Here is a 24,233-nt window from a genome sequence, read left to right as displayed (position 1 = left end):
GGCGGGAGGTCGAGGAAGGCTGTGGTGTACATGAGGAGCGAAGGCGGGAGCGGTTTCGTGCGGCAGGTGTCAGTCGCGCAGGCTTACTGACGTGTCACCGACGACTTGGCGCCCAACTGCCACTGGCTGCGGGCATCGGACGCGGATTGGATCTGTTCTTGCAGGGTCGGGCCGTTCCAGTCGCGCATCTGGCGTTCCATCTGCTCCAGCGCATTGCGGAAGGCCTCGGATTGCTTGAGCACTTCTTCGCGGTTGGACAGCAGGATGTCGCGCCAGATGGTGGGATCGCTGGCGGCGATGCGCGTGAAGTCGCGAAAGCCCGGGCCGGCCAGGGACAGGTACTCCTGGCCCAGAGGCTGCTCGGCCATCGCATTCATGTAGGCAAAGGCCAGCAGATGCGGCAGGTGGCTCACGGCGGCGAAAGCGGCGTCGTGGTTCTCCGGCGTCATCTTCAGCACCTGGCAACCCACGGCGGCCCACACATCGGTGGCCTTCTGGATGAGCGCCGGGTTGGTTTGCGGCAGCGGTGTCAGGATGGTCTTGCGGCCTTGGTAGAGCGAGGCGTCGGCATGCTCGATGCCGGCCACTTCACGGCCTGCGATCGGGTGGGCCGGCACGAAGGAGGGCAGGCGCTCTTTCAGCACGCGGCGGGCCGCATCGACCACATCGCGCTTGGTGGAGCCCACGTCCATGAAGAGCACGCCCGGATCCACCAGGTGGCGGATGGCCTTGAAGGTGCCTTCGCTGGCGGCCACGGGCACGGCGATCAGCACGATGTCCGAGCCGGATACGGCCAGCAGGGCGGATTCAGCGGCAACGTCGATCACGCCCAGGCGGCGAGCTTTCTCAACGGTGGAGGGCGATTTGCTGTACCCCACGACCCGTTTGACCAGACCGGCCTTTTTCAGGGCCAGGGCGAACGAGCCGCCCATCAGGCCGCAGCCGATCAGGCCGAGTTGGTTGAACATGATGCAAACGTCCTGGAAACTTCAGTGCACATCCAGCGGGAAGCTGCCGAGCACCTTGAAAAGAGAGCATTGGGCGCGCAGCTCTTCGAGCGCGGCGGCCACGTTGTCCTGCGCCGGATGGCCGGCCAGGTCGATGAAGAACACGTATTCCCACTGGCCGGAGCGCGCTGGGCGCGACTCGAAACGGGTCATGGACACGTCGTGACGCTTGAGCGGCACGAGCAGATCGTGCACCGCACCCGGGCGGTTGTCTACCGATACCGCCAGGCTGGTGCAATCGTGGCCGGTCGGGGCCGCGGGCGTGTGCGTGTCGGTATGGGTCACCACCACGAATCGCGTGCGGTTGTGGGCCTCGTCCTGCACGGCGCGCTGCACCACATGCAGGCCGAATTGCAGGGCGGCCCGTTCGCTGGCCAGGGCCGCGACGCTGGCATCTTGAGCGGCCAATCGTGCGCCTTCTGCATTGCTGGATACGGCGCGACGTTCGGCGTTGGGCAGGTTCTGGCTCAGCCAGACTTGACATTGGGCCAAGGCCTGCGGATGGGCGCAGATCACCTTGATGTCATCGTGACTCAGTTCCTTGCGCAGCAGGTTGTGGGTCACCAGCAGGCTGGTCTCGCCGATGATGGTCAGGGGCGATTGCAGCAGCAGGTCCAGCGAGCGGGCCACGACGCCTTCGGTCGAGTTCTCGATGGGCACCACGCCGAAGTCGGCCGAGCCGGCCTCGGTGGCGCGGAAGATCTCGTCGAAGCTGGGGCAGGCGATGGGCTCGATGGACGAGCCGAAGTAGTTCAGCATCGCCTGCTCAGTGAATGTGCCGATCGGACCCAGGAAGGCCACGCGCTGGCGCGCTTCCAGTGAGCGGCAGGCCGACATGATCTCGCGCCAGATCGGGGCGATGCTGTCAGCCAGCACGGGGCCGGGATTGCGGTTCTTCAGCTTGTCGATCACTTGCGCTTCGCGGTCCGGACGGAACACGGGCGAGCCGTCGATCTTCTTGACTTCGCCCACGGCCTGGGCCAGCTTGGCGCGCTCGTTAAGCAGGGTCAGCAACTGCTGGTCCACCACGTCGATGCGCACGCGCAGATCGGCCAGTTGCTCGTCAACCGGGCGGCCATCGGGTTTGAAATGATCGGGGGCGTGATCAGCCATGGCTTGCAGCGAAGTCCTTCATGTAGGCGACCAGGGCTTGTACGCCAGCCAGTGGCATGGCGTTGTAGATCGAGGCGCGCATGCCGCCCACGCTCTTGTGGCCCTTGAGTTGCAGCAGGCCGGCGGCCTTGGCGCCCGACAGGAAGGCGTCGTTGAGCGCTTCGTTGTTCAGGAAGAAGGGGATGTTCATGCGCGAACGGCAGTTGGCCGCCACCTTGTTCACGTAGAAGCCGGACGTGTCCACATAGTCGTAGAACAGATCGGCCTTGGCCACGTTGCGTGCTTCGATGGCCGCCAGGCCGGTCAGGTCGCCTTCGCGTTGCTGCTTGATCCACTGGAACACCAGGCCAGCCAGGTACCAGGGATACGTTGGCGGTGTGTTGTACATCGAGCCGTTGTCGGCCACGATCTTGTAGTCAAACGCTGTGGGCGTGACGGGCAGGGCATGGCCGATCAGGTCTTCACGCACGATGACGATGGTCAGACCTGCCGGGCCGATGTTCTTCTGCGCACCGGCATAGGCCAGGCCCACGCGCGACCAGTCGATGGGGCGCGACACGATGTGCGAGGAGCAGTCGATCACCAGCGGGGCCTTGCTGCCCAGCGCAGCCAGATCGGGCAACTCGTGCATCTCGACGCCATGGATGGTCTCGTTGCTGCACACGTGCACGTAGGCCGCGTTGTCGCTCACCTTCCAGCTGCCGTAAGCTGGCAGCGTGGTGTGGTGATCGGCTTCATTGGTGGCCGACACATGCACCTCGCAGTACTTGCGCGCCTCCTTGGCAGATTTTTGCGACCACGAACCCGTGATCACGTAGTCTGCACGGCCGCCACGCGAGAGGTTCATCGGGATGATGGCGTTTTCGGCGATGGCGCCGCCCTGCATGAAGAGGATCTTGTAGTTCGAGGGAACAGACAGGATCTCGCGCAGATCGGCTTCGGCCTGCTCGGCAATGGAGATGAACTCCTTGCCGCGGTGACTCATTTCCATGACGCCCATGCCTGAACCGTGCCAGTCCAGCATTTCGCTGGCGGCTTGTTGCAGGACTTCTTCAGGCAATGCGGCAGGGCCGGCTGAAAAATTGAATGGGCGCGTCATGGTCAGGAATCAGGCTTACTTCTTGGCGGCTGGTTTGGCAGCCGGGGCAGGGGCGGGTGCTGGGGCTGCAGCAGGTGCCGGGGCGCCGCCACCGCTGAGTCGGCCACCTGTGGCGGTATCCAGGATCTTGCGCACAGCTGCTTCCAGCGCTTGCAGCTTGGGTGTGACCTGAGGCTTGGCGTCTGCCACCACCTTTTCCAGCAGGCCTTGTGTGGCTTCTGGCATCAGGGTCTGGTACTTCTTCAGTGCGGGCGATTCCAGGATCGAGATCAGTTGCTTGAGTTCGTCTTCCGAGAATTTTTCTTCCAGCATCGGGCCCACGGTCGTGGGGGCCAGCTTGGTGGCAGAAGCCTTGAACAAAGGTGTGGCCGATTCGACGTACTTCTTGATTTCAACGTCGATCTGTTTGGCGGTTGCTTCGCGCTTATCTTCAGGCACGGCCTGCGCCATGATCTGACGCACGCTGCCGGCCAACTGGCGCGCAGGCTGCTCGGCCACATTGCGAGACAGCTCGTCCAGGCCGCCTTGCTGCAGCGTCAACACCTTCTGAACCAGGTCCTTCTTGTCAGCATGAGCGGACAGGGAGGTCACTGCCAATGCAGCGGCCACAGCCGTTGCCCATACCGTTTTCGTCAGCGTCATTCAGGGTCCTTCAATCAGATTGATCGATCAGTTTTCGGTTGCGCCATCAGTATCGGCGTTCCCGGCTTCCGGTGTGTCACCACTGGTTTCTTCGCCTTCGGCATTCGCATTGGCGTCGTTTTCCACGATGCGTTGCAGGCCGATCAGCTTGGCGCCCTCATCCAGCGAGATCAGGGTCACGCCTTGTGTGGCGCGGCCCAGTTCTCGGATCTCACTGACGCGGGTGCGTACCAGCACGCCCTTGTCGGTGATCAGCATGATTTCGTCTTCCGGACGCACCAGGGTGGCCGCGACCACCTTGCCGTTGCGCTCGGATTGCTGGATGGCGATCATGCCCTTGGTGCCGCGACCATGGCGGGTGTACTCGACGATGCTCGTGCGCTTGCCGTAACCGTTTTCGGTGGCCGTCAGCACGGATTGCGTTTCGTCTTCGGCCACCAGCATGGCGATGACCGACTGGCCCTCTTCCAGCATCATGCCGCGCACGCCGCGAGCCGAGCGGCCCATCGGGCGCACGTCTTCTTCGTCGAAGCGCACGGCCTTGCCACCGTCAGAGAACAGCATCACGTCGTGCTTGCCATCGGTCAGTGCAGCGCCGACCAGCACATCGCCCTCGTCCAGGCCCACGGCGATGATGCCGGCCTTGCGGGGGTTGCTGAAGTCGGTCAGCGGGGTCTTCTTGACGGTGCCCAGGCGGGTCGACATGAAGATGTAGTGGTCTTCAGGGAAGGTGCGGAACTCGCCGGTCAGGGGCAGCACCACGTTGACCTTCTCGTCCTTCTCCAGCGGGAACATGTTCACGATGGGGCGGCCGCGCGAGTTGCGCGAGCCTTGCGGCACTTCCCAGACCTTGAGCCAGTACACGCGGCCACGGTTGCTGAAGCACAGGATGTAGTCGTGCGTGTTGGCGATGAAGAGCTGGTCGATCCAGTCGTCTTCCTTCGTCGCTGCAGCCTGCTTGCCGCGCCCGCCGCGCTTCTGGGCGCGGTATTCGCTCAGCGGCTGGCTCTTGATGTAGCCGGTGTGCGAGAGCGTCACGACCATGTCGGTCGGGGTGATCAGGTCTTCCGTGCCCAGCTCTTGCGCGTTGTGCTCGATGGTGGAGCGGCGCTCGCCAACCTTGGTCTGACCGAACTCGGTGCGGATGGCAGTCAGCTCGTCGCCGATGATGACGGATACACGCTCGGGCTTGGACAGGATGTCCAGCAGGTCGGCGATCTCGGTCATCACATCGCGGTACTCGCCGATGATTTTGTCCTGCTCCAGACCGGTCAGGCGCTGCAGGCGCATCTGCAGGATTTCGCTGGCTTGCGAATCCGACAGGCGGTACATGCCATCAGGCTGCAGGCCGTAGCTCATGGGCAGGCCTTCGGGGCGATAGGCCGCCGCGCCGCCAGGCGTGTCTGTGCCCACGCGTGCCAGCATCTCGCGCACCATGGACGAATCCCAGCCCTTGCTCATCAGGGCGGCCTTGGCCACCGGGGGCGTCGGCGAGGTCTTGATGGTTTCGATGAACTCGTCGATGTTGGCCAGCGCCACGGCCAGGCCTTCCAGCACGTGGCCACGTTCGCGCGCCTTGCGCAGCTCGAACACGGTGCGGCGGGTCACCACTTCACGGCGGTGTTCCAGGAAGACCGTGATCAGGTCTTTCAGATTGCACAGCTTGGGTTGCCCGTCGATCAGGGCCACCATGTTCATGCCGAAGGTGTCCTGCAGTTGCGTCTGCTTGTACAGGTTGTTCAGCACGACCTCAGGCACTTCGCCGCGCTTGAGCTCGATCACCACGCGCATGCCGGACTTGTCGGACTCGTCCTGCAGGTGGCTGATGCCTTCGATCTTCTTTTCGTTGACCAGCTCGGCGATGCGCTCCAGCAGCGTCTTCTTGTTGACCTGGTAGGGGATCTCGTCAACGATGATCGCCTGGCGGTCGCCCTTGCCGATGTCTTCGAAGTGCACGCGGGCGCGCATGACCACGCGGCCACGACCCGTGCGGTAGCCTTCGCGCACACCAGACAGGCCGTAGATGATGCCGGCCGTGGGGAAGTCGGGCGCGGGGATGATCTCCATCAGCTCGTCGATCGAGCAGCCGGGATTCCTCAGGGCGTGCAGGCAGGCGTCCACCACCTCATTGAGGTTGTGCGGCGGGATGTTCGTGGCCATACCCACGGCGATACCGGCCGAGCCGTTGACCAGCAGGTTGGGCACGCGAGCCGGCAGCACCAGGGGCTCTTGCAGCGAGCCGTCGTAGTTCGGGCCGAAGTTGACCGTTTCCTTGTCGATATCGGCCAGCATCTCGTGGGCGATCTTCGTCAGGCGGATTTCGGTGTAACGCATGGCCGCGGCGTTGTCGCCGTCAACCGAGCCGAAGTTCCCCTGGCCGTCGACCAGCATGTGGCGCAGCGAGAAGGGCTGCGCCATGCGGACGATGGTGTCGTAAATCGCAGAGTCACCGTGTGGGTGGTATTTACCCATCACGTCACCGACGATACGCGCGCTCTTCTTGAAGGGGCGGTTCCAGTCGTTGTTCTGCTCGTGCATCGCGTACAGGGCGCGGCGGTGCACGGGTTTCAGACCATCACGGGCATCAGGCAGGGCCCGGCCGACGATCACGCTCATCGCGTAATCGAGGTACGAACGCCGCATCTCCTCTTCGAGGCTGATGGGCAGGGTTTCCTTGGCGAATTGCGTCATGCGGGCTAAAGCGGTGAGAAGAGACGCCTGGGCCGGGATGGCTCAGTGGGCGTCAGGGGCTTCCACTGGCGCAGGCGACCCCCTTGCGGGCGTGCGTGCGGTCAAAGAGGGGATTGTAATTGGCCGGCAATGTCGCCCCAGCGCAACAATATGGCCGCTTCTCCTTGCCCAGACCCCGTCTTACCCCTGTCTGACTTGAGCCGGAAAGTGGCTATGGCACAATCGTTTTCGTTATGTGCCCTAGGGTTTACCTAGTGGTTACGTCCCCGCCCCCTTGAGGGGAGGTTGCCCTGACAGGGTGCTCCGCAGTGGAATCTGCGTCTTAATCGTGAGGATTTGCATGAACAAACTCAACAAAGTTGCCGCTCTGTTTGTCGCTGCTGCGCTGGCTGGCACCGCTTTTGCCGATGACATCAACAACTGGCGCGCTACCGACGGCACCGTCTGGAAGAACGGCTCCAATGAACATTGCTGGCGCGACACCCCATGGACGCCAGAAACTGGCGTTCAAGGTTGCGACGGCGTGCCTGCGCCTGCCGCTCCTGCTGCGCCCGTTCCAGCACCTGCTCCCGCAGCTGCTGCTCCTGCACCAGCACCTGCTCCCGCCCCTGTGGTGGTGCCTGCTGCGCCTGCCACTGAAAAGGTGAGCTTCGCCGCTGACGCTTTCTTCGACTTCGACAAGGCTGACCTGAAGAAGGAAGGCAAGGCCAAGTTGGACGATCTGGCTGACAAGGTCAAGGGTCTGACGCTGGAAGTCGTGATCGCTGTGGGTCACACCGACGCCAAGGGTACCGACGCCTACAACCAGAAGCTGTCGGTCAAGCGCGCTGAAGCCGTGAAGACCTACCTGGCTGGCAAGGGCATCGAAACTTCGCGTATCTACACCGAAGGCAAAGGCAAGTCGCAGCCTGTGGCCGACAACAAGACTGACGCTGGCCGCGCCAAGAACCGTCGCGTTGAAATCGAAGTGGTGGGTACACGCACCAAGTAATTCGGTTTTAACCGGATGACCAAAAGGCCCTCGTTGAGGGCCTTTTTCTTTTGGTGTGGTGGATGTGGCGTAAGGAAAAGGCTAATGGGGTACACGGCTGCACTCATGTCCTCCGTCCGGTCTTCGCCCGGCCTCCGACCCCGCATGGCCGGCACCATACAAACAAGCATCCTGAGCGAAGCGCATCAACAAAAACAAAACCCGCCAGAAGGCGGGTTTTGCATAGAGGCAAGCGAACAGCGAACTTAAGCCACCAAAGCCACGTCCTTGCCCGACAGACGCTTGGCCAGGCCGGTTGCCAGACGGTTGGTCAAACCGTAGATCGACAACTGCGGGTTGGCGCCGATGCTGGTGGGGAACAGCGAGCCGTCGTGCACCGACAGGTTCGACAGTTGCCAGTGCACGCCATCCGGACGCACCACGCCTTGCTGCTCGGTGCCACCCATGCGGCATCCGCCCATGATGTGCGCGCTGCCGCCACCCACGTAGTAGGACTTCATCTCGTAAGCCGAGATGGCCGCTTTGGCTTCAGCCCAGCTGGTGTAGTACTGCGCCTGCTCGTGCAGCGGCATCACTTTCTTGGCGCCAGCAGCGAACTGCACTTCGGCCATGGTCAGCAAGGCTTGCTTGAAGCCGGCCAGCACGTAGTCGGACATCGCGTAGTTCAGCAGCGGGCTGCCGTCCACGTTCAGGATCACGTTGCCGCCAGTGGATTCCGGGTGGAAGCCATCGCGCAGCAGCGCCAGCATCATCTGCGTGTTGGGGTAGTTCTGGAAGCGCTCGGCCAGGCCCTTGCCATAGCCGCCCATCAGCACGGCCGCCAGGCCAGGGTGCATGGGGGTGGCTTCCAGCTTGTAGCCGATGGGGCCTTCTGGCGGGGCGTTGTGCACGAAGTGATCCGAGTAGATCGACTGTGGTGCGCCGGCCCAGCCTTCGATGCGCTGTTCGAACACGCCGCCCGAAAACGCCACCGGGTGCAGGAAGGTGCGCGTGCCCAGCAGATCGTGCGGGTCTGGTGCCTTCGAGCGCTTGAGCAGGGCGGGCGAGTTGATCGCGCCGCCGGACACCACGTAGTGCTTGGCCGTGATGCGCATCACCTTGTCGGATGTCTTCTGGCCGTTGACGCGGATCGGCACGCAGATCAGGCCTTCAACCTTGTCGCCCTTGATCACGAATTCCTGAGCGCGGGTTTGATAGAACAGGCGCGCACCGGCTTCCAGAGACGAGGGGATGGTCGTGACCAGCATCGACTGCTTGGCGTTGGTCGGGCAGCCCATGCCGCACGAGCCCAGGTTCCAGCAACCTTTGACGTTGCGCGGGATCACGTCCGCCGAGATGCCCAGCTTCTTGGCGCCCGTGCGCAGCAATTCGTTGTTGGCGTTGGGTGGCGCTTCTTCCCACTTGTGCATGTTCAGGCGCTTTTCAGCCTGACCGAACCAGGGGGCCATGGTGGCTTCATCGAAGTCCTTGAGGCCGAAGTTGTCTTCCCAGAACTTCAGGGTGGAAGCAGGTGTGCGGAAGGAGCTGGTCCAGTTGATGACAGTGGTGCCACCCACGCAGCGACCTTGCAGCAAGGTCAGGGTGCCATCCATGTTCTTGCGGCCGCCGCCTTCCTGGTACAGGCTGGCGTAAGCCTCGGACTCTTTCTGATTGAAGTCGGTGCTGGTGCGCAGCGGGCCTTCTTCAACCAGCACGACATCCAGGCCAGCCTTGGTCAGCAATTCAGCGGTGATGCCGGCACCAGCGCCAGAGCCCACGATGACGACATCGCACTGCACTTGCTCGGGCAGGCCTTGTTCGCCATTGGTGGCCTTCCAGCCACGTGCCAGGCCTTCGCGGAATGGATCGGGGAGTTTGCTCATATTTGGACGGGGCCGGGGTAGCCGGTCAGAGGCCAGTGGGCGCTGTTGGAGAAGAAGGACATGCAGACGACACCGCGCAGCGACTGATAGGTCAGGCGCGTGCTGGGCAGCGGGTTGAGGCGCATGGCTTCAAGGGCTTGAGCGAGTTGCTCGTCGGACGCATCCGTCCAGGACGTGCCCATGCCGGTCAGCAGCTTGCGGGTGGGGTAGTTGCCCAGCAAGCCCAGCAAGGCGTTGACCTCGATCTGCAGCACGTTGGGCATGCCGTTGAGGAATGCTTCTGTGTGGGCGAGATGGCCCTCGATGATGGCGTCTCGCTGAGTCTTGTCCTTGGGCAGCATGGGGCCAACGAAGCCCATGGTCAGGCCTCGAAGTACGTCACGGCCGTGTTCAGTCAGCTTGCCGTTGCTCATGCCCCGGTGCCAGTAGACCAGCCCGCCGAGCGCGCCGCCTACCGTCCCGATCGCCAGCGCTGTCTTGAGAAACCAGCGGCGCTTGGGTTGAAGTGGATGATCTATGGATCGGTCGACCATGTGTTTGGCTTCCGTTCGTAACAGTTTCCAAATAAGGAAAGATGGTGAGTCAGATTGCCGAGAGATTGTGCCTTGCGTGTGTTGTGCAGGGCGATGGCGTTTAACCTCTCGGGGACGCTTTTTTCAGGCCTGTCGGCGGAATGAACAAGAAGTACGGCGTCTCGGTTTCAGGGAATACCCTTAGTCACGAATGTTGCAGAATTCATGCAGCGCTACACGCGAATTTCCTGGGCTCCTGATGCAGGTCAGCCTGCAATTGATCCACTCATTCAAGAGGATGACGAATGACGACTTCCAAACCCTGGCTGGCCAGCTACGAGCCCGGCGTACCCACTGAAATCAACCCCGGTGAGTACAACTCGCTGGTTGAACTGCTGGAGCAATCGTTCAAGCAATTTGCCAAGCGTGACATGGCAGCCTTCATGGACGTGCACTGGACGTTCGAGCAGATCGATGACCTGTCGTGCGCACTGGCCGGCTGGTTCCAGTCCAAGGGCTTGGCCAAGGGTGCTCGCATCGCCTTGATGATGCCCAACATCCCTCAGTACATGGTGGCGATCGCTGCCGTGCTGCGTGCCGGTTATGTGGTGGTCAACGTCAACCCGCTGTACACACCGCGCGAACTCGAGCATCAATTGAAGGACTCGGGCGCCGAGGCCATCATTGTTCTGGAGAACTTCGCTGTCACGCTGCAGGAAGTCGTGGCCCGCACGCCCGTCAAGCACATCGTGCTGGCCGCCATGGGTGACATGCTGCCTTTCCCCAAGGGCCTGATCGTCAACTTCGTCGTGCGCAACGTCAAGAAGATGGTGCCGGCTTTCACGCTGCCCAACAACGACAAGTGCAAGGTCACGAAGTTCAAGGATGCGGTGTCGCAAGGCCGTTCGGCCAAGTACAACCGCCCCACGCTCAAGCCCGATGATGTGGCCTTCCTGCAGTACACGGGCGGCACGACCGGCGTGTCCAAGGGGGCCACGCTGCTGCATCGCAATGTGGTGGCCAACATCCTGCAAAACGAAGCCTGGTTCAAGCCTGAACTGGGCAAGCTGGGTGATCAGCCGTTGACCGTGGTGTGCGCACTGCCGCTGTATCACATCTTCGCTTTGACGGTCTGCTACATGATGGGCGCCCGCATGGGCAGCATGAACCTGCTGATCGCCAACCCGCGTGACATCCCCGGTTTCATCGAGACGCTGAAGAAGTACAAGGTCAACCAGTTCCCGGCTGTGAACACGCTGTTCAATGCACTGGTCAATCACCCCGATTTCAATAAGATCGACTTCTCTGGTCTGAAGGTGTCCAACGGCGGCGGCATGGCTGTTCAGCAAGCCACGGCCGATACCTGGAAGAAGGTCACTGGCTGCCCCATCGTGGAAGGTTATGGCCTGTCTGAGACCTCGCCAGTGGCCACGGCCAACCGCCTGGATCTGAACGAATTCAACGGCGCCATCGGCTATCCGATTCCTTCGACAGAAGTCGCCATCCTGGATGATGACGGCAACCATCTGGATGTCGGCGGTGTGGGTGAGATCTCCATCCGTGGCCCGCAGGTGATGGCCGGTTACTGGAATCGTCCTGACGAAACCGCCAAGGTCATGACGGCCGATGGTTTCTTCCGCACGGGCGACATCGGCGTGATGGACTCGACCGGTCTGTTCAAGATCGTGGACCGCAAGAAGGACATGATCCTGGTGTCGGGCTTCAACGTGTACCCCAACGAGGTCGAGCAGGTCGTCAACATGCACCCCGGCGTGCTGGAGTGCGCGGCTGTGGGCGTGCCTGACGACAAGTCTGGCGAAGCCGTGAAGCTGTACGTGGTGCGCAAGGACGCGACGCTGACCGAGGCTGCGCTGAAGGCTTTCTGCCACGAGCAACTGACCGGCTACAAGTGCCCCAAGCACATCGAGTTCCGCAACGACCTGCCCAAGACCAATGTGGGCAAGATCCTGCGCCGTGAACTGCGTGATGAGAAGAAGGCCGCCTGATCTGGTCGGGTTGCTGATGGCCTCGTAAGGGGCCTCCAATGAAAAAGCCGCTGATGTGATGTCAGCGGCTTTTTTCTTGGGTGTGATGCTTTGTGCTGTGTAGATCAACGCATCACGAGATGCTCAGTCTTTCAGGAACAAAGCCTGCAAGTCGCTCAGGAAATCAAAGCCCTTGGCTGTGGGCCAGGCGCGCGCCAGATCTCGTTGCAGCAGGCCCTGTGCTTCGGCCTGAGCCAATGGCTGCTGGATGCTGGCCAGTGTGAGCCCGGTGCGTTCGCCAAAGCGCAGCAACTCGAAGCCATCCTTGAGGCGCAGGGCGTTCATCATGAATTCGAAGCCGCGTGAGGACAGGTCCACCGGCGTTTCATTCGAGCAAGCCTGGCCTTGCAGGGCCTTGTCCATGTAGCTGGCGGGTTCGCGCCAACGTACCTGGCGCACGATACGATCCGGGAAGCTGATCTTGCTGTGCGCGCCCGCACCGATGCCAAGGTAGTCGCCGAACTGCCAGTAGTTGAGGTTGTGCTGGCACTGGTGGCCAGGCCGCGCGTAGGCCGAGACCTCGTAGCGCTGCAGGCCGGCGGCGTCGGCTCGTTCGATCAGGTGATCGAGCATGTCAAACGCCGTGTCGTCGTCAGGCAGATCCTTCGGAGGCTGGTTGGCGAAGACGGTGTTGGGCTCCATCGTGAGGTGATAGAGCGAGAGATGCGGTGGCTCGAAGGCCAGTGCCTGCTGCGCGTCGGCATCCAGATCGGCTGTGCTCTGGCCGGGCAGGGCGTACATCAGATCCAGGTTGAAGGTGTCGAAGTGGCGCTGCGCTTCTTCGATGGCGGCGATGGCCTGCGCACGGTCATGCACGCGGCCCAGCGCCTTGAGCTTAGCGTCATCGAAGCTTTGCACGCCGATGGACAGGCGGTTCACCCCGGCTTGGCGGAAGGCCTTGAAGCGGTCTTTCTCGAAGGTGCCGGGATTGGCTTCGAGCGTGATCTCGCATTGCGGCTCCAATGGCAGGCGGGCGCGGATGTCGGCCAGCAGGCGGTCGATGCTGTCGGGCGAGAACAGGCTGGGCGTGCCGCCACCGATGAAGATGGTGTGCACGCGGCGGCCCCAGATCTGGGGCAGCGCTGATTCGAGATCGGCCATCAGGGCCTGGATGTAGCGGGCTTCCAGTTCAGGGCTGAGATGGCTGGTGGCTTGGCCTGCTGGCGGCGCGGACATCGGCGCTGCACCCGGCATGGCGATGGGCGAGGTGAGCGGACTGCCCTGGCCTCGGCTGGCCTCATGCGAATTGAAATCGCAATAGGGGCACTTCTTGAGGCACCAGGGCAGGTGCACATACAGCGACAGCGGCGGCAGGGCCTGCAGGGCGCCAGGGCGTTGCAGCGTGATCATCTTGTGGGCGATTCGGGTTGCGGCGCGCGAGCGCGGTTCAAAGCTGCCAAGGCCAGCGATCGCCTTGGCCCAGGCCCCATTGATGCTGGATCAGGGCCAGCATCTTCTGGCAGGCTTGCGCGCGATGGCTGATGCCGTTCTTGACCTCTGGGGCGAGCTGGGCGGCGCTTTGCTGATAGGCCGGGATCCACAGCAGCGGGTCATAGCCAAAGCCATGCTCGCCTTGGCCTTCGTTCAGCAGTTCACCTTCCCAATGGCCTTCGGCGATCAGCGGTTCAGGATCATCGGCATGGCGCACCGCCACCAGCAGGCAGGTGAAGTGGGCGCGGCGGTTGGGCTGGCCTTGCATCTGGGCCATCAGCCAGGCGTTGTTGGCCGTGTCGATCTGCTCGCGGGGCAGGCCTTCGGCGATGCGGCCGGCGTCCACGGCATAGCGGGCCGAGCGCACGCCTGGTGCGCCGCCCAATGCGGCCACGCACAGGCCGGAGTCATCGGCGATGGCCGGGCCTTGGCCTTCGCGCGCGGCATGGCGGGCTTTGGCCAGGGCGTTTTCCACGAAGGTGATGTGGGGCTCTTCGGCCTCGGCAATGCCCAGTGAGCCTTGTGTGACCAGTTCGACCCCGAGCGGGTTGATCAGGGCTTGCAGTTCACGCAGCTTCTTGGCGTTGTTGGACGCGAGGATCAGTTGCTTGCTCATGGCTTGTGCGGCGGGTCAGGCCTTGACCAGGGGCTGAGCCAGCGCGCCAGCCTGGGCCGAGATCAGCTCGCGGATGCCCTTGTCGGCCAGGGCCAGCAACTGGTCCATCTCGGCGCGTGTGAAGGCCACGCCTTCAGCGGTGCCTTGCACTTCCACGAAGTGGCCTGCGCCCGTCATGACAACGTTCATGTCGGTATCGCAAGCCGAGTCTTCGGTGTATTCCAGATCGAGCAGGGGCGTGCCTTCCACGATGCCCACGCTGATGGCGGCCACGGGATGCATGATCGGGCTGGCGGTGAGCTTGCCCTTGGCGATCAGGCCGGATACGGCATCCACGGCGGCCACATAAGCGCCGGTGATGGCGGCGGTGCGGGTGCCGCCATCGGCCTGGATGACGTCGCAGTCGATCACGATGGAGCGCTCGCCGAGCTTGGCCAGATCGAACACGGCGCGCAGGCTGCGGCCGATCAGTCGCTGGATCTCTTGCGTGCGGCCTGTCTGCTTGCCACGTGCGGCTTCACGGTCGCTGCGTGAGTGGGTGGCACGGGGCAGCATGCCGTATTCGGCTGTAACCCAGCCTTCGCCGCTGCCGCGCTTGTGCGGTGGCACCTTCTCTTCCACCGAGGCGGTGCACAGCACCTTGGTGTCGCCAAAGCAGATCAGGACCGAGCCTTCAGCATGCTTGGTGTAGCCGCGGGTGATGGTCAGAGGGCGCAGGGCGTCGGCGGCGCGGCCTTGGTTGCGTTGGTATGCCATGGGAAAAGTCTCTTTGAAAAAAACAACCGGCCCTTGAGGCCGGTTGACGTTGTACGAGTTGCCCGAGAAACATCAGGGCTGTGTGGGCTGCCTCAGGACTTCTTGGCAGCGTTGGCTGAGCGGCGGATCGCTTCGTTGATCTCGCGGATCGATCGTTCGATCTCGGCTTCGTCCAGGTCGTCGGCCTCGACATTGTCGCCCGGCGTGCCCGTGTTGCCCACACTGGCCTGGATGGTGGAGGCAAAAACCTCTTCGCCCAGGGTGTCGGTCGAGACATTGGGGCCGTCATCGTTGGAGGCCGATTCCCACTCCATCGCCAGCACGGTCACGTTGTCGCACTTGACGCCGCCATTGCGCAGGGCCACTTCCACGAGTTCCGGCACGGCATCCGAGATGGTGCGGGTGGACAGGTGGCGGGTGATTTCTTCGTCCTCGACCGTGCCCCACATGCCGTCGGAGCACAGCATGATGCGGTCGCCCTCTTGCATGATCAGCGGGCCGGCCGTGTCAACCACGGGCTTGCCGGGGCTGCCCAGGCAGGTGAACAGCACGTTGCGGTTGTAGCGCTCGTTGAGGGGCACCACGGTCGACAAGGTTTGCTGCAGTTCGGAGTAAGAGTGATCGCGCGTGCGGGCAATCAGCTTGTCGCCGCGCACGAAGTACAGGCGCGAATCGCCGCAATGGGCCCAGTACGCCGAGTTGCCTTGCAGGATGCAGGCGACGATGGTCGTGCGGGGCGTGTCCATCAGGCCTTTTTCGCTGGCATAGCGCAGCAGCTGATGGTGGCCCGCCATGACGGCGTCCTGCAGGAAGCGAATGGGGTCGGCCAGGGTGGGGCGGGCGTCGCGCTGGTAGAGCGCGGCCATGGTTTGCAAGGCCAGTTGGGAGGCCATTTCGCCTTCGGGGTGGCCGCCCATGCCGTCTGCCAGGGCAAACAGGCCTGAATCCCGCGTGTAGCAATAGCCCATGCGGTCTTCGTTTTTCTCGCGGCCGCCTTTGCGGCTGATCTGGTAGACAGAGAATCTCATGCCAGCGCCATGCTTTCCTTAGGCCTTCGCCCCGGATTTGAGGTTTTCAAGTTGCAGTTTGACCCGCTCGGCAAACGTGAGCTTCGAGTAGCGTCTTTCCGTCTCGCGGGCCAGTTCTTTTTGCAAGGCGAAAACGCTTTGCGGGCGGGCCAGGGGATCCAGCGACATGCACCACTCGGTCACTTCGATGAGGTTATCCGAATACACGTTGCGCAGTCTTGAGAGAGAAAGCCCTAAGCGGTCTTTTTCCAGACGTTGGGGCGCATCGTTGGGCGGGTAGCCCTGCATGCAGGCGTAGATGCAGGCGCCAATCGCGTAGATGTCCGTCCAGGGGCCCAGGGAGCCATCGCGGCGGTACATCTCGGGCGCGGCAAAGCCGGGCGTGTACATCGGGCGGATGAAGTTCCCTTCCTTGGACAGCACCTCGCGTGCGGCGCCGAAATCCAGCAGCACGGCCTTGTTGTCGTTGGTGATGAAGATGTTGGCGGGCTTGATGTCCAGGTGCAGCATCTTGTGCTGATGGACGATGCGCAAGCCGCGCAGGATCTCGTCAAACAAGGAACGGATCGTGGATTCGCGGAAAACCTTGTCGCGCTTGAGATCACGCGCCGTGACGATGAAATCCTGCAGGGTGTCGCCCTGAAGGTAGTTCATCACCATGTAGACGGTTTCGTTCTCGCGGAAGAAATTCAGCACCGACACCACACTGGGGTGGGCAATTTGCGCCAGCGAGCGGCCTTCTTCGAAGAAGCTTTTCAGGCCCAGGCGGTAGAGCGGTTGCTTGTCGGGTTTGACGCGCGGAATCAGCTCCCCAGGGGCACGTTCTGCCAGGGAGGCGGGCAAATATTCTTTGAGAGCGACCAACCGTTTGTCGGGGTCTTCGCAAAGATAAACCACCCCAAAACCGCCTGCGGCGAGCTTCTTGACGACTTGGTAGCCGCCCACAACGGTGCCCGAAGGCAACGGGGCAGGTTTCGGCTTTGACATAATCGGGTTTTGTCTGGTGTCAAGTAACCATGTCAGTCTACTCTATGACCGGCTTTGCCAGCGCGGTTGCGTCGGCTCCCGACCACGTCAGTGAAAACACCGATGAGGGGGATGCGTCCACTTCGTCACGCCCTGGTTCGGGCAAGAGCGCTTCGGGCGGCGTGGGGGCGGAACTGCGCTCCGTCAACAGCCGCTTCCTGGATCTGAGCTTCAAGCTGGCCGACGAGTTCCGTGCGCTGGAACCCGCTTTGCGTGACTTGCTCACGGCTTCGTTCAAGCGCGGCAAGATCGAGTTGCGCATGCAGCCTCAGCGTGCGGCGGATGCAGGCTGGCCCTCGCCTCAGCCTGATCAGCTCCATACCCTGGCGCGCCTGGAAGGCACGGTTCAGAACTGGTTGCCCAAGGCCACGCCCTTGTCGGTCAACGAGATCCTGAACTGGTGCCGCGCGGCGGCGCCATCGGTCAAGCTGGAAGATGCGGCCATGGAGTCGGCACGCCAGTGCATCGAGGCCCTGAAAGAGGCGCGGCAGCGCGAGGGCGTGCGCCTGGTGGGCATCCTCAAGGACAAGCTCAAGGGCTTGCAGGCGTTGGCCGAACAGGCCACGCCGCTGGTGCCGCTGGCCGTTCAGCGTCAGCAGGAGCGTTTTGTTCAGAAGTACCAGGAAGCCTTGCAGGCCGTGGGGGGCAATGTGACGCCCGAAGCTGCGCAGGAGCGCGCCTTGAACGAAGCGGCGGCCTATGCCTTGCGCATTGACGTGGACGAAGAGCTGCAACGCCTGAAGGCCCACCTGGATGAGATCGCCCGCTTGCTGAAAAAAGGCGGTGAGGTGGGCAAGCGCCTGGATTTCCTGATCCAGGAATTGCACCGTGAAGCCAATACGCTGGGCTCCAAGGCCGCGGCGCTGGAATTGACGCAGATTTCGGTCGAAATGAAGGTTTTGATCGAACAAATGCGCGAACAGGTTCAGAACATCGAATGACTGCCGATAATTTGCCCCAAACCTCCCCTGTGTCTGCTGACGCCTCGTCGGCCTGCTCTGGAGACAACGTCATGGACTATCCCGGCAACCTGTTCGTGGTGTCCGCGCCCAGCGGCACCGGTAAATCCAGCCTGGTCAAGGCGCTGCTGGAGCTGGACTCCCGCCTGCAGGTGTCCGTGTCGCACACCACGCGGGCGCCGCGCGGGCAGGAGCAACAGGACCGCGAGTACCACTTCACCAGCAAGGAAGAGTTCCTGGCCATGGTGGAGCGGGGTGACTTCTTCGAGCACGCCGAGGTGCACGGCAACCATTACGGCACCTCGCGCCACGCCATTGAAAGCCGCATCAAGAATGGCGAAGACGTGGTGCTGGAAATCGACTGGCAGGGCGCCCTGCAGATCAAGAAGATCTTCCCCAATGCCATCCTGATCTTCATCCTGCCGCCCAGCTATGAAGAGCTGCTGCAGCGCCTGAACCGCCGCGGCGAGGACAGCGCCGAAACCATCGAATTGCGCATGGCGAACGCCCGCATCGAGGTGGGGCAGGCTCAATTCTTCGATTTCATCGTCGTGAATGCACTTTTTGAGTCGGCTTTGTTTGATTTGAAGGCCATTGTTCATTCACAGCGGTTAAAATACGCGGCTCAGCGCCGGAACAAGTCTGTTGTGTTCCGTGCTCTCAATCTGGTTTGACCTCGGTTTGACCAGACCCTTGGATACCTACCCGGAGCGTTCACATGGCCCGCATCACCGTTGAAGATTGCCTGCAAAAGATCCCCAACCGCTTCCAGTTGGTGCTCGCTGCAACCTACCGTGCTCGCATGCTGAGCCAAGGCCACACGCCCAAGATTGAGTCGCGCAACAAGCCCGGCGTGACCGCCCTGCGCGAAATCGCAGCCGGCCAGGTTGGCCTGGAAATGCTGCGCAAGGTCCCGACCTGATCCGTGTGATCGGTTGCTCCCACGGGAGCCGATGCCCCTGATGACTGTCTGCGGCATCCAACTTGCAAAAAGGCCCGTCTCGAACGGGCTTTTTTTATTGCACCTGCCATTGCATTTGCTATTTCCTTGATTGATTCAGGTCTCTCACGGCCCAACACAATCACGCTACAGTCAACACATGACCCTGGCCCATGATGCTGCCGCGGCTTCCTTCGCCGCTCTGACTCACAAACTCGACTATCTGGACGAGGCGGACATCCGCCGCGTGCGCGACGCCTACCGCTTTGCCGACGAGGCTCACCTGGGCCAGTTCCGCGCCAGCGGTGAGCCCTACATCACGCACCCCATCGCCGTGGCCGGCCTTTGTGCCGACTGGAAGCTCGATGCGCAGGCCATCATGGCCGCGCTCATGCATGACGCCATGGAAGACTGCGGCGTCACCAAGATCGAGCTGATCGAACGCTTCGGCGCGCCCACGGCCGAAATCGTGGACGGCCTGACCAAGCTGGACAAGCTGCAGTTCTCGACCAAGGAAGAATCCCAGGCCGAGTCTTTCCGCAAGATGCTGCTGGCCATGGCGCGCGATGTGCGCGTCATCCTGATCAAGTTGGCCGACCGTCTGCACAACATGCGCACGATGGATGCGATGGTCTCGCACAAGCGGGCCCGCATCGCCCGTGAGACGCTGGACATCTACGTGCCCATCGCGCACCGTCTGGGCCTGAACCAGACCTACCGCGAGTTGCAGGAACTCTCCTTCCAGTACATCAACCCCTGGCGGCACTCGGTGTTGTCCAAGGCCGTCAAGAAAACGCGTGGCAACCGCCGTGATCTGGTGGACCGCATCCGCAAGGAAGTGGAAGAGGCCTTTCATGACGCGGACATGAAGGTCGAGGTCTATGGCCGCGAGAAGACCATCTTCTCGATCTACAACAAGATGATCGAAAAGCGCCTGAGCTTCGCCCAGGTCAGCGACATCTTCGGCTTCCGTATCGTGGCCCGTGAGCTGCTCGATTGCTACCGCGCTTTGGGCGTGCTGCACCAGCTCTACAAACCGCTGCCGGGCCGTTTCAAGGACTACATCGCCATCCCCAAGGCCAACGGCTACCAGTCCTTGCACACGACGCTGGTGAACCCGGTGGGCACGGCGGTGGAGTTCCAGATCCGCTCGCAGGCCATGCATGCCGTGGCCGAGAAGGGCATTGCCGCGCACTGGATGTACAAGGAGCAGGATGCGGCCGATGACGCCTCGCCGCAGCAGGCCGCTGTGTGGCTGCAGTCGCTCATCGACATCCAGCACGAAACGCGTGATTCGGCCGAGTTCCTGGAGCACCTCAAGATCGACCTGTTCCCCGAGTCGGTCTATGTGTTGACGCCCAAATCGCGCATCGTGGCGCTGCCCAAGGGCGCCACGCTGGTGGATTTCGCCTATGCGATCCACTCAGGTGTGGGCGACCGCTGCGTGTCGGCCAAGGTCAATGGCGAACCGGTGGCCTTGCGTACCGAGTTGCGCAGCGGCGATGTGGTCGAGATCATCACGGCGGCGAGCGCCAAACCCAATCCGAGCTGGTTGAACTTTGTTCGCACGGGCAGGGCACGCTCCAAGATCCGCAATTACCTCAAGAACATGGAAGCCGAGGAGTCTCTGGAACTCGGTGAGAAGCTGCTGGGGCAGGCACTGCGCGCAGAAGGGTTGACGCTGCCTGCGGGTGACGAAAACACCGAGGGCGCTGCAGGCCAGTTGTGGCAAAGCCTGATCCGTTGGGGTGGCAACCGCAGCCGCGACGAGTTGCTGGCCGATATCGGCCTGGGCCGCAAGATCGCCACGATGGTGGCCAAGCGCCTGGCGCAGCTGATGGCCGAGACGGGTTCCAAGCCCGATGCGCTCACGCTGACGCTGGGCCGCTTCTCGGATGAAACGCCTTCACATGGCTCGGTGATCATCGATGGCAGCGAAGGCGCGACCGTGCAGTTGGCACCTTGTTGTTGCCCTGTGCCGGGGGATCCGATTGCGGGCTATCTGGGCCGGGGTGAAGGCCTGGTGGTGCACACGCAGTCCTGCGGTGTGGGCAAGCGCCTGTTCGAGCGCGACAGCGAACGCTGGATTGATGTGAGCTGGTCTGATGAACCTACACGCTTGTTCGAAACAGCCGTGAAGGTGCTGGTGGCCAATGGCAAGGGCGTGCTGGCGCAGGTGGCCGCCTCTATCAGCAGTGCCGAGACCGACATCACCCACATCGAGATGGGTGACGAGCGCCTGGGCGAAACGGCCGAGTTGAAGCTGACGCTGTCCGTGCGCGATACCGAGCACCTGGCTGATGTGATCCGCACGCTCAAGCGTTGCCCTGTGGTGCTCAAGGCCGAGCGTTTCAGTCAGTGACTGGTTTCCGGCGCCGGGTATCGCACCTTGATGATTTCCAGGCGCTCGATGCCGCCTGGCGTCATCAACTGAACTTCATCGCCTTCGCGCGCCTTGATCAAGGCTCGGGCAATGGGTGACACCCAACTGACCTCGCCCTGAAGGCTGTCGACCTCGTCGATGCCTTTGATCGTGATCGTGCGCGACACGCCCGCGAGGTTCTCGTACGTCACGGTGGCACCGAAGAACACCTGGTCATGGCCATGGTGCAGGCTCGGGTCAGCCACTTCGGCGATGTCCAGCCGTTTGGTCAGAAAGCGAATGCGGCGGTCTATCTCGCGCAGGCGCTTCTTGCCGTAGATGTAGTCGCCGTTTTCGGAGCGGTCGCCATTGGAGGCGGCCCAGTGCACGATCTCCACAATCTTGGGGCGCTCGATGTCGATCAGGTTGAGCAGCTCGGTGCGCAGGCGCTGGTAGCCCTGGGGCGTGATGTAGTTCTTGCCGCCAGCAGGCAGCGGGGGCAATGACAGGTCGTCGTCATCGTCCCCGTCGGGTTCCTTGGTGAAGGCTTTGTTCATGGAGCACGATTGTGCCCAATTCGCCGGGCTTGCCAAAGCGCCACTTCTTCACGAGGGCACCGTCTTTGTGCATGCTCTGGCGCACCGCAGTGCTTTTGAACTCGCAAAAATGAAATCACTGCCGATAAGGACGGTATCTCAACTGCCAAGTGGCGAGTGTTTGAAAGGCGCGAGATGTCTCAAGTCATCCCTCTGGGCCCAGCCGCCCGCATGCTGACGACCCGTGAAGCCGCCCTGCGCCTGGGCGTTTCACTGCGTACTGTCCAACTGTGGGTGGAGGCCGATATCCTGCCTGCCGCTCGCACGCCTGGCGGTCATCGCCGCATTCCCTACAACGCGGTAGAAGCGCTGGCCTTGAGCACGGGCCTGGGCGGGGAGACCATGCCCCGCAGCGCCTTGACCCGCCCTCATGCGCATGCCTTGCTGGATGCGGTGCCGATGGCCTTGCCTCCCGAACCTTCGAATGCCCTGACGCCGATGGACGTCTTGCTGGTCGCCGATGACCAGGACTGGCAGGTTCGCTGTGCGCAGGCCATGCAGCCCTATGGCTCTGCCGTGAGCCTGCGTTTTGCCGAAACAGGTTATCTGGCTTTGCTGCAGATCGGCCAGAAAGTGCCTGATCTGCTGATCACGAATCTGGAGCTGCCCGGCATGGACGGCATGGCCATGCTGCGCACGCTGGAGCGTTGCGAATCGATCGCCAACATGCGCATCCTGGTGCTGACCGAATGCGGTGAGCACGATCTGGCGCGCCGTGGTGGCCTGCCCAAGTCAGCCGAGGTCATGAACCTGCCGGTGACGGCAGAGGCCGTGGCAGTTCGCGTTGGCCGTTGGCTATTGGGGCAGCGCGTCTCTTGACGGGCGTGCAGTCGGAGTCATGGCATGAGCTATCGCATTCTCATCGTGGATGATCAGGCCGATATCCGCAAGCTGGTGCGCATGACACTGGAGTTCGGTGACTTCGACATTCACGAGGCGCCAGATGGCGAGACTGGCCTGCGCATGGCCAGAGCCCTCAAGCCGCACGTGATGTTGCTGGACGTGATGATGCCCGGCGAGCTGGACGGCTATCAGGTCTGCCATCAGATCAAGCAGGATCCCGAGCTCAAGCAGATTCAGGTGCTCATGCTCACGGCACGCGGACAGTCGGGCGATCTGGCGGAGGGGGCGGTTGCGGGCGCGGATGCCTACATCGTCAAGCCGTTCAGCCCGATGGCGTTGATCGAGCGCGTGGAAGCCATGGCAGGTGCCACGGTGGACATCTAGTTGCCCCCCGACTCCCGGGGTGTCCAGGACGACACCAAGGTAAGCCCCGGCTGATTTCAAGCGCGTCTTGCCTCAAGATGCTGCAGCCTGTGGCACGCCGGGGGAAGCAGGCGCCCCGCTTGATGGAGTCGTTCGTGAGTGAAAAGCCTGTGGCTGCCGGTCGGCAGATCTGGCGCTGGGTATTGCTGGCGGTATATCTGTCGATCCTGGTGGGATTGGCGCTGCTGCTGCGCAGGCCTGACATGCGTCACTGGCTTGATCCGCAATCCTTGAGCGAGATGGGGCGCCAATTGCTGGCATTGCCGATCGGGCCCTTGGCGGTCATCGGCGGTTACGTGGTGGCTGTGATGCTTGGCATGCCGGTGCTGGTGCTGATCACGGTGGGTGCGCTGATCTTCACACCCTGGCCGGGGATGCTCTATGCCTTGATCGGCATGGTGGCGGGCTCTACTGTGACGTACGGGATTGGTCGATACACGGGCGCGCAAACCATGGACCGCTGGACAAAGGGGCGTCTGGTCTTGCTGTCGAGCCATTTGCAGCGTCGCGGCTTGTTGACCGTCATCCTGGTGCGTGCCTTGCCGGTTGCACCATTCATCATGATCAACATGGTCGCGGGTGCATTGCGAGTGGGTTTGCTGGATTACGTCCTGGGCACGTTCATTGGACTGATGCCCGGCACGATCATGATTTCCTTGTTCATGGAAAGATTGACCGAGGCCTGGCGCGATCCAGGTGCTAGCAGCTATGCCGCGTTGGCTGCATGCGTGCTTTTGCTGATCGTTGTTTTTTGGTGGATGCGTCGCAAGCTGCGTCGGCCGGCCTGAACGCGAGGCGTAGGGTGGGTTTCCACTGGAATTCAAGGGGCTGAGGCCCCTTTTTTGTCGCCATTTGCCAAGTCGCCTTCGGTTCCTTCAGGGCTAGCACTTAAGGGGTTTCCTCGCCCTTCATTAGGGTGGTTTGGAGGGTCATGCGCTTGGCTTGTCAGGCCAGTCTCGCATTTGTATCAAGGCGTGATGATTCGGTCACGCCGCAGCCAGATCGCCGTGGTTTCGATGCCGACGTCGCATCGAACCAGCCGGACAGTCTGATCACCTGAAAGGTTGCATGAGCTGGCGCGGCGCGAGATCCACTCACACACATACATCTGGAGTTCTACATGCAAGCATTCAAGCTTTCCGTTGTTGCCCTGGCTCTGACCGCCGTGGCCGCTTCCGCTTCCGCCATGTCCTCGATCGACGACGCAGCCCTGAGCCAAGTCAGCGGCCAGGACGGCGTGTCGATCGCTGGTGACCTGAACATCAACATCGGTTCGTTCAAGTACACCGAC

Annotated in this window: 23 protein-coding genes; 10 read left to right on the top strand and 13 right to left on the bottom strand. The window is 62.2% G+C overall.

What is annotated here, in order from left to right; all coding sequences use genetic code 11:
* Nucleotides 1-83: 83 nt before the first annotated feature.
* Genes EPO09_RS13170 through gyrA form a run of 5 tightly spaced genes read right to left on the bottom strand, consistent with a single transcriptional unit; the run spans nucleotide 84 to nucleotide 6,552 of the window.
* Complete coding sequence (locus EPO09_RS13170) at nucleotides 84-968, bottom strand: prephenate dehydrogenase/arogenate dehydrogenase family protein (RefSeq protein ID WP_290643778.1); 885 nt, start codon at nucleotides 966-968, stop codon at nucleotides 84-86.
* A 21-nt stretch (nucleotides 969-989) separates the two neighbouring features.
* Nucleotides 990-2,120, bottom strand: a complete 1,131-nt coding sequence (gene pheA / locus EPO09_RS13165) for a prephenate dehydratase (protein WP_290643777.1) — start codon at nucleotides 2,118-2,120, stop codon at nucleotides 990-992.
* Nucleotides 2,113-3,219 carry a 3-phosphoserine/phosphohydroxythreonine transaminase gene (gene serC, locus EPO09_RS13160; protein ID WP_290643776.1) on the bottom strand — a complete coding sequence of 369 codons (1,107 nt, stop codon included), beginning with the start codon at nucleotides 3,217-3,219 and terminating at the stop codon, nucleotides 2,113-2,115. Before serC ends, pheA begins: the two co-directional genes overlap by 8 nt.
* A 15-nt stretch (nucleotides 3,220-3,234) precedes the next feature.
* The gene (locus EPO09_RS13155; protein WP_290643775.1) at nucleotides 3,235-3,861 is read right to left on the bottom strand and encodes a hypothetical protein; all 627 of its coding nucleotides are present in this window, start codon (nucleotides 3,859-3,861) and stop codon (nucleotides 3,235-3,237) included.
* Nucleotides 3,862-3,888: 27 nt separating this feature from the next.
* On the bottom strand, nucleotides 3,889-6,552 hold the full coding sequence (gene gyrA, locus EPO09_RS13150; RefSeq protein ID WP_290643774.1) for a DNA gyrase subunit A: 2,664 nt from the start codon (nucleotides 6,550-6,552) through the stop codon (nucleotides 3,889-3,891).
* Between the two features lie 340 nt (nucleotides 6,553-6,892).
* On the opposite strand from gyrA, the gene ompA reads away from it, so the two are divergent.
* On the top strand, nucleotides 6,893-7,543 hold the full coding sequence (gene ompA / locus EPO09_RS13145; RefSeq protein WP_290643773.1) for an outer membrane protein OmpA: 651 nt from the start codon (nucleotides 6,893-6,895) through the stop codon (nucleotides 7,541-7,543).
* A 245-nt stretch (nucleotides 7,544-7,788) separates the two neighbouring features.
* Here the strand turns inward: ompA and EPO09_RS13140 are convergent, their stop codons facing one another.
* Both EPO09_RS13140 and EPO09_RS13135 read right to left on the bottom strand, forming a co-directional pair.
* Nucleotides 7,789-9,405, bottom strand: coding sequence for a GMC family oxidoreductase (locus EPO09_RS13140; protein ID WP_290643772.1), 1,617 nt, complete (start codon nucleotides 9,403-9,405; stop codon nucleotides 7,789-7,791).
* Nucleotides 9,402-9,938 carry a hypothetical protein gene (locus tag EPO09_RS13135; protein WP_290643771.1) on the bottom strand — a complete coding sequence of 179 codons (537 nt, stop codon included), beginning with the start codon at nucleotides 9,936-9,938 and terminating at the stop codon, nucleotides 9,402-9,404. Before EPO09_RS13135 ends, EPO09_RS13140 begins: the two co-directional genes overlap by 4 nt.
* Nucleotides 9,939-10,222: 284 nt before the next feature.
* Here EPO09_RS13135 and EPO09_RS13130 point away from each other — a divergent pair, with 284 nt between their 5' ends.
* Nucleotides 10,223-11,923 carry a long-chain-fatty-acid--CoA ligase gene (locus EPO09_RS13130; RefSeq protein WP_290643770.1) on the top strand — a complete coding sequence of 567 codons (1,701 nt, stop codon included), beginning with the start codon at nucleotides 10,223-10,225 and terminating at the stop codon, nucleotides 11,921-11,923.
* A 123-nt stretch (nucleotides 11,924-12,046) separates the two neighbouring features.
* Here the strand turns inward: EPO09_RS13130 and hemW are convergent, their stop codons facing one another.
* From hemW to EPO09_RS13105, 5 genes are all read right to left on the bottom strand, one after another.
* The gene (gene hemW / locus EPO09_RS13125; protein WP_290643769.1) at nucleotides 12,047-13,312 is read right to left on the bottom strand and encodes a radical SAM family heme chaperone HemW; all 1,266 of its coding nucleotides are present in this window, start codon (nucleotides 13,310-13,312) and stop codon (nucleotides 12,047-12,049) included.
* Nucleotides 13,313-13,349: 37 nt separating this feature from the next.
* The gene (rdgB, locus tag EPO09_RS13120) at nucleotides 13,350-14,009 is read right to left on the bottom strand and encodes an RdgB/HAM1 family non-canonical purine NTP pyrophosphatase (RefSeq protein ID WP_290643768.1); all 660 of its coding nucleotides are present in this window, start codon (nucleotides 14,007-14,009) and stop codon (nucleotides 13,350-13,352) included.
* Between the two features lie 15 nt (nucleotides 14,010-14,024).
* On the bottom strand, nucleotides 14,025-14,765 hold the full coding sequence (rph, locus tag EPO09_RS13115) for a ribonuclease PH (protein WP_290643767.1): 741 nt from the start codon (nucleotides 14,763-14,765) through the stop codon (nucleotides 14,025-14,027).
* Nucleotides 14,766-14,857: 92 nt separating this feature from the next.
* The gene (locus EPO09_RS13110) at nucleotides 14,858-15,793 is read right to left on the bottom strand and encodes a PP2C family serine/threonine-protein phosphatase (RefSeq protein WP_290643766.1); all 936 of its coding nucleotides are present in this window, start codon (nucleotides 15,791-15,793) and stop codon (nucleotides 14,858-14,860) included.
* A gap of 18 nt (nucleotides 15,794-15,811) precedes the next feature.
* Nucleotides 15,812-16,780, bottom strand: a complete 969-nt coding sequence (locus EPO09_RS13105; RefSeq protein ID WP_035039133.1) for a serine/threonine-protein kinase — start codon at nucleotides 16,778-16,780, stop codon at nucleotides 15,812-15,814.
* Nucleotides 16,781-16,809: 29 nt separating this feature from the next.
* Here EPO09_RS13105 and EPO09_RS13100 point away from each other — a divergent pair, with 29 nt between their 5' ends.
* The 4 genes from EPO09_RS13100 (at nucleotide 16,810) to EPO09_RS13085 (ending at nucleotide 21,080) form a co-directional block, all read left to right on the top strand.
* The gene (locus tag EPO09_RS13100; protein ID WP_290643765.1) at nucleotides 16,810-17,760 is read left to right on the top strand and encodes a YicC/YloC family endoribonuclease; all 951 of its coding nucleotides are present in this window, start codon (nucleotides 16,810-16,812) and stop codon (nucleotides 17,758-17,760) included.
* Nucleotides 17,761-17,831: 71 nt separating this feature from the next.
* Nucleotides 17,832-18,452, top strand: a complete 621-nt coding sequence (gmk, locus tag EPO09_RS13095) for a guanylate kinase (RefSeq protein ID WP_290643764.1) — start codon at nucleotides 17,832-17,834, stop codon at nucleotides 18,450-18,452.
* Between the two features lie 44 nt (nucleotides 18,453-18,496).
* On the top strand, nucleotides 18,497-18,700 hold the full coding sequence (gene rpoZ / locus EPO09_RS13090) for a DNA-directed RNA polymerase subunit omega (RefSeq protein ID WP_035039139.1): 204 nt from the start codon (nucleotides 18,497-18,499) through the stop codon (nucleotides 18,698-18,700).
* A 178-nt stretch (nucleotides 18,701-18,878) separates the two neighbouring features.
* Complete coding sequence (locus EPO09_RS13085; RefSeq protein ID WP_290643763.1) at nucleotides 18,879-21,080, top strand: bifunctional (p)ppGpp synthetase/guanosine-3',5'-bis(diphosphate) 3'-pyrophosphohydrolase; 2,202 nt, start codon at nucleotides 18,879-18,881, stop codon at nucleotides 21,078-21,080.
* Here the strand turns inward: EPO09_RS13085 and greB are convergent.
* On the bottom strand, nucleotides 21,074-21,637 hold the full coding sequence (gene greB / locus EPO09_RS13080; RefSeq protein ID WP_290643762.1) for a transcription elongation factor GreB: 564 nt from the start codon (nucleotides 21,635-21,637) through the stop codon (nucleotides 21,074-21,076). The two genes, EPO09_RS13085 and greB, sit on opposite strands and share 7 nt — an antisense overlap.
* A gap of 174 nt (nucleotides 21,638-21,811) precedes the next feature.
* Here greB and EPO09_RS13075 point away from each other — a divergent pair, with 174 nt between their 5' ends.
* From EPO09_RS13075 to EPO09_RS22345, 4 genes are all read left to right on the top strand, one after another.
* Complete coding sequence (locus tag EPO09_RS13075) at nucleotides 21,812-22,495, top strand: helix-turn-helix domain-containing protein (protein WP_290643761.1); 684 nt, start codon at nucleotides 21,812-21,814, stop codon at nucleotides 22,493-22,495.
* Nucleotides 22,496-22,519: 24 nt separating this feature from the next.
* Complete coding sequence (locus EPO09_RS13070) at nucleotides 22,520-22,903, top strand: response regulator (protein ID WP_290643760.1); 384 nt, start codon at nucleotides 22,520-22,522, stop codon at nucleotides 22,901-22,903.
* Nucleotides 22,904-23,037: 134 nt separating this feature from the next.
* Nucleotides 23,038-23,730, top strand: coding sequence for a VTT domain-containing protein (locus tag EPO09_RS13065; protein WP_290643759.1), 693 nt, complete (start codon nucleotides 23,038-23,040; stop codon nucleotides 23,728-23,730).
* A 332-nt stretch (nucleotides 23,731-24,062) separates the two neighbouring features.
* On the top strand, nucleotides 24,063-24,233 hold a 171-nt coding region (locus EPO09_RS22345; RefSeq protein WP_367200073.1), incomplete at its 3' end, for a DUF6160 family protein.

Origin of the sequence: Aquabacterium sp. (assembly GCF_004297345.1) — a bacterium.
Classification (GTDB): domain Bacteria; phylum Pseudomonadota; class Gammaproteobacteria; order Burkholderiales; family Burkholderiaceae_C; genus Aquabacterium.
The sequence above is the reverse complement of the archived record's forward strand: the minus strand, read 5'-3'. Positions and strand labels throughout refer to the sequence as shown.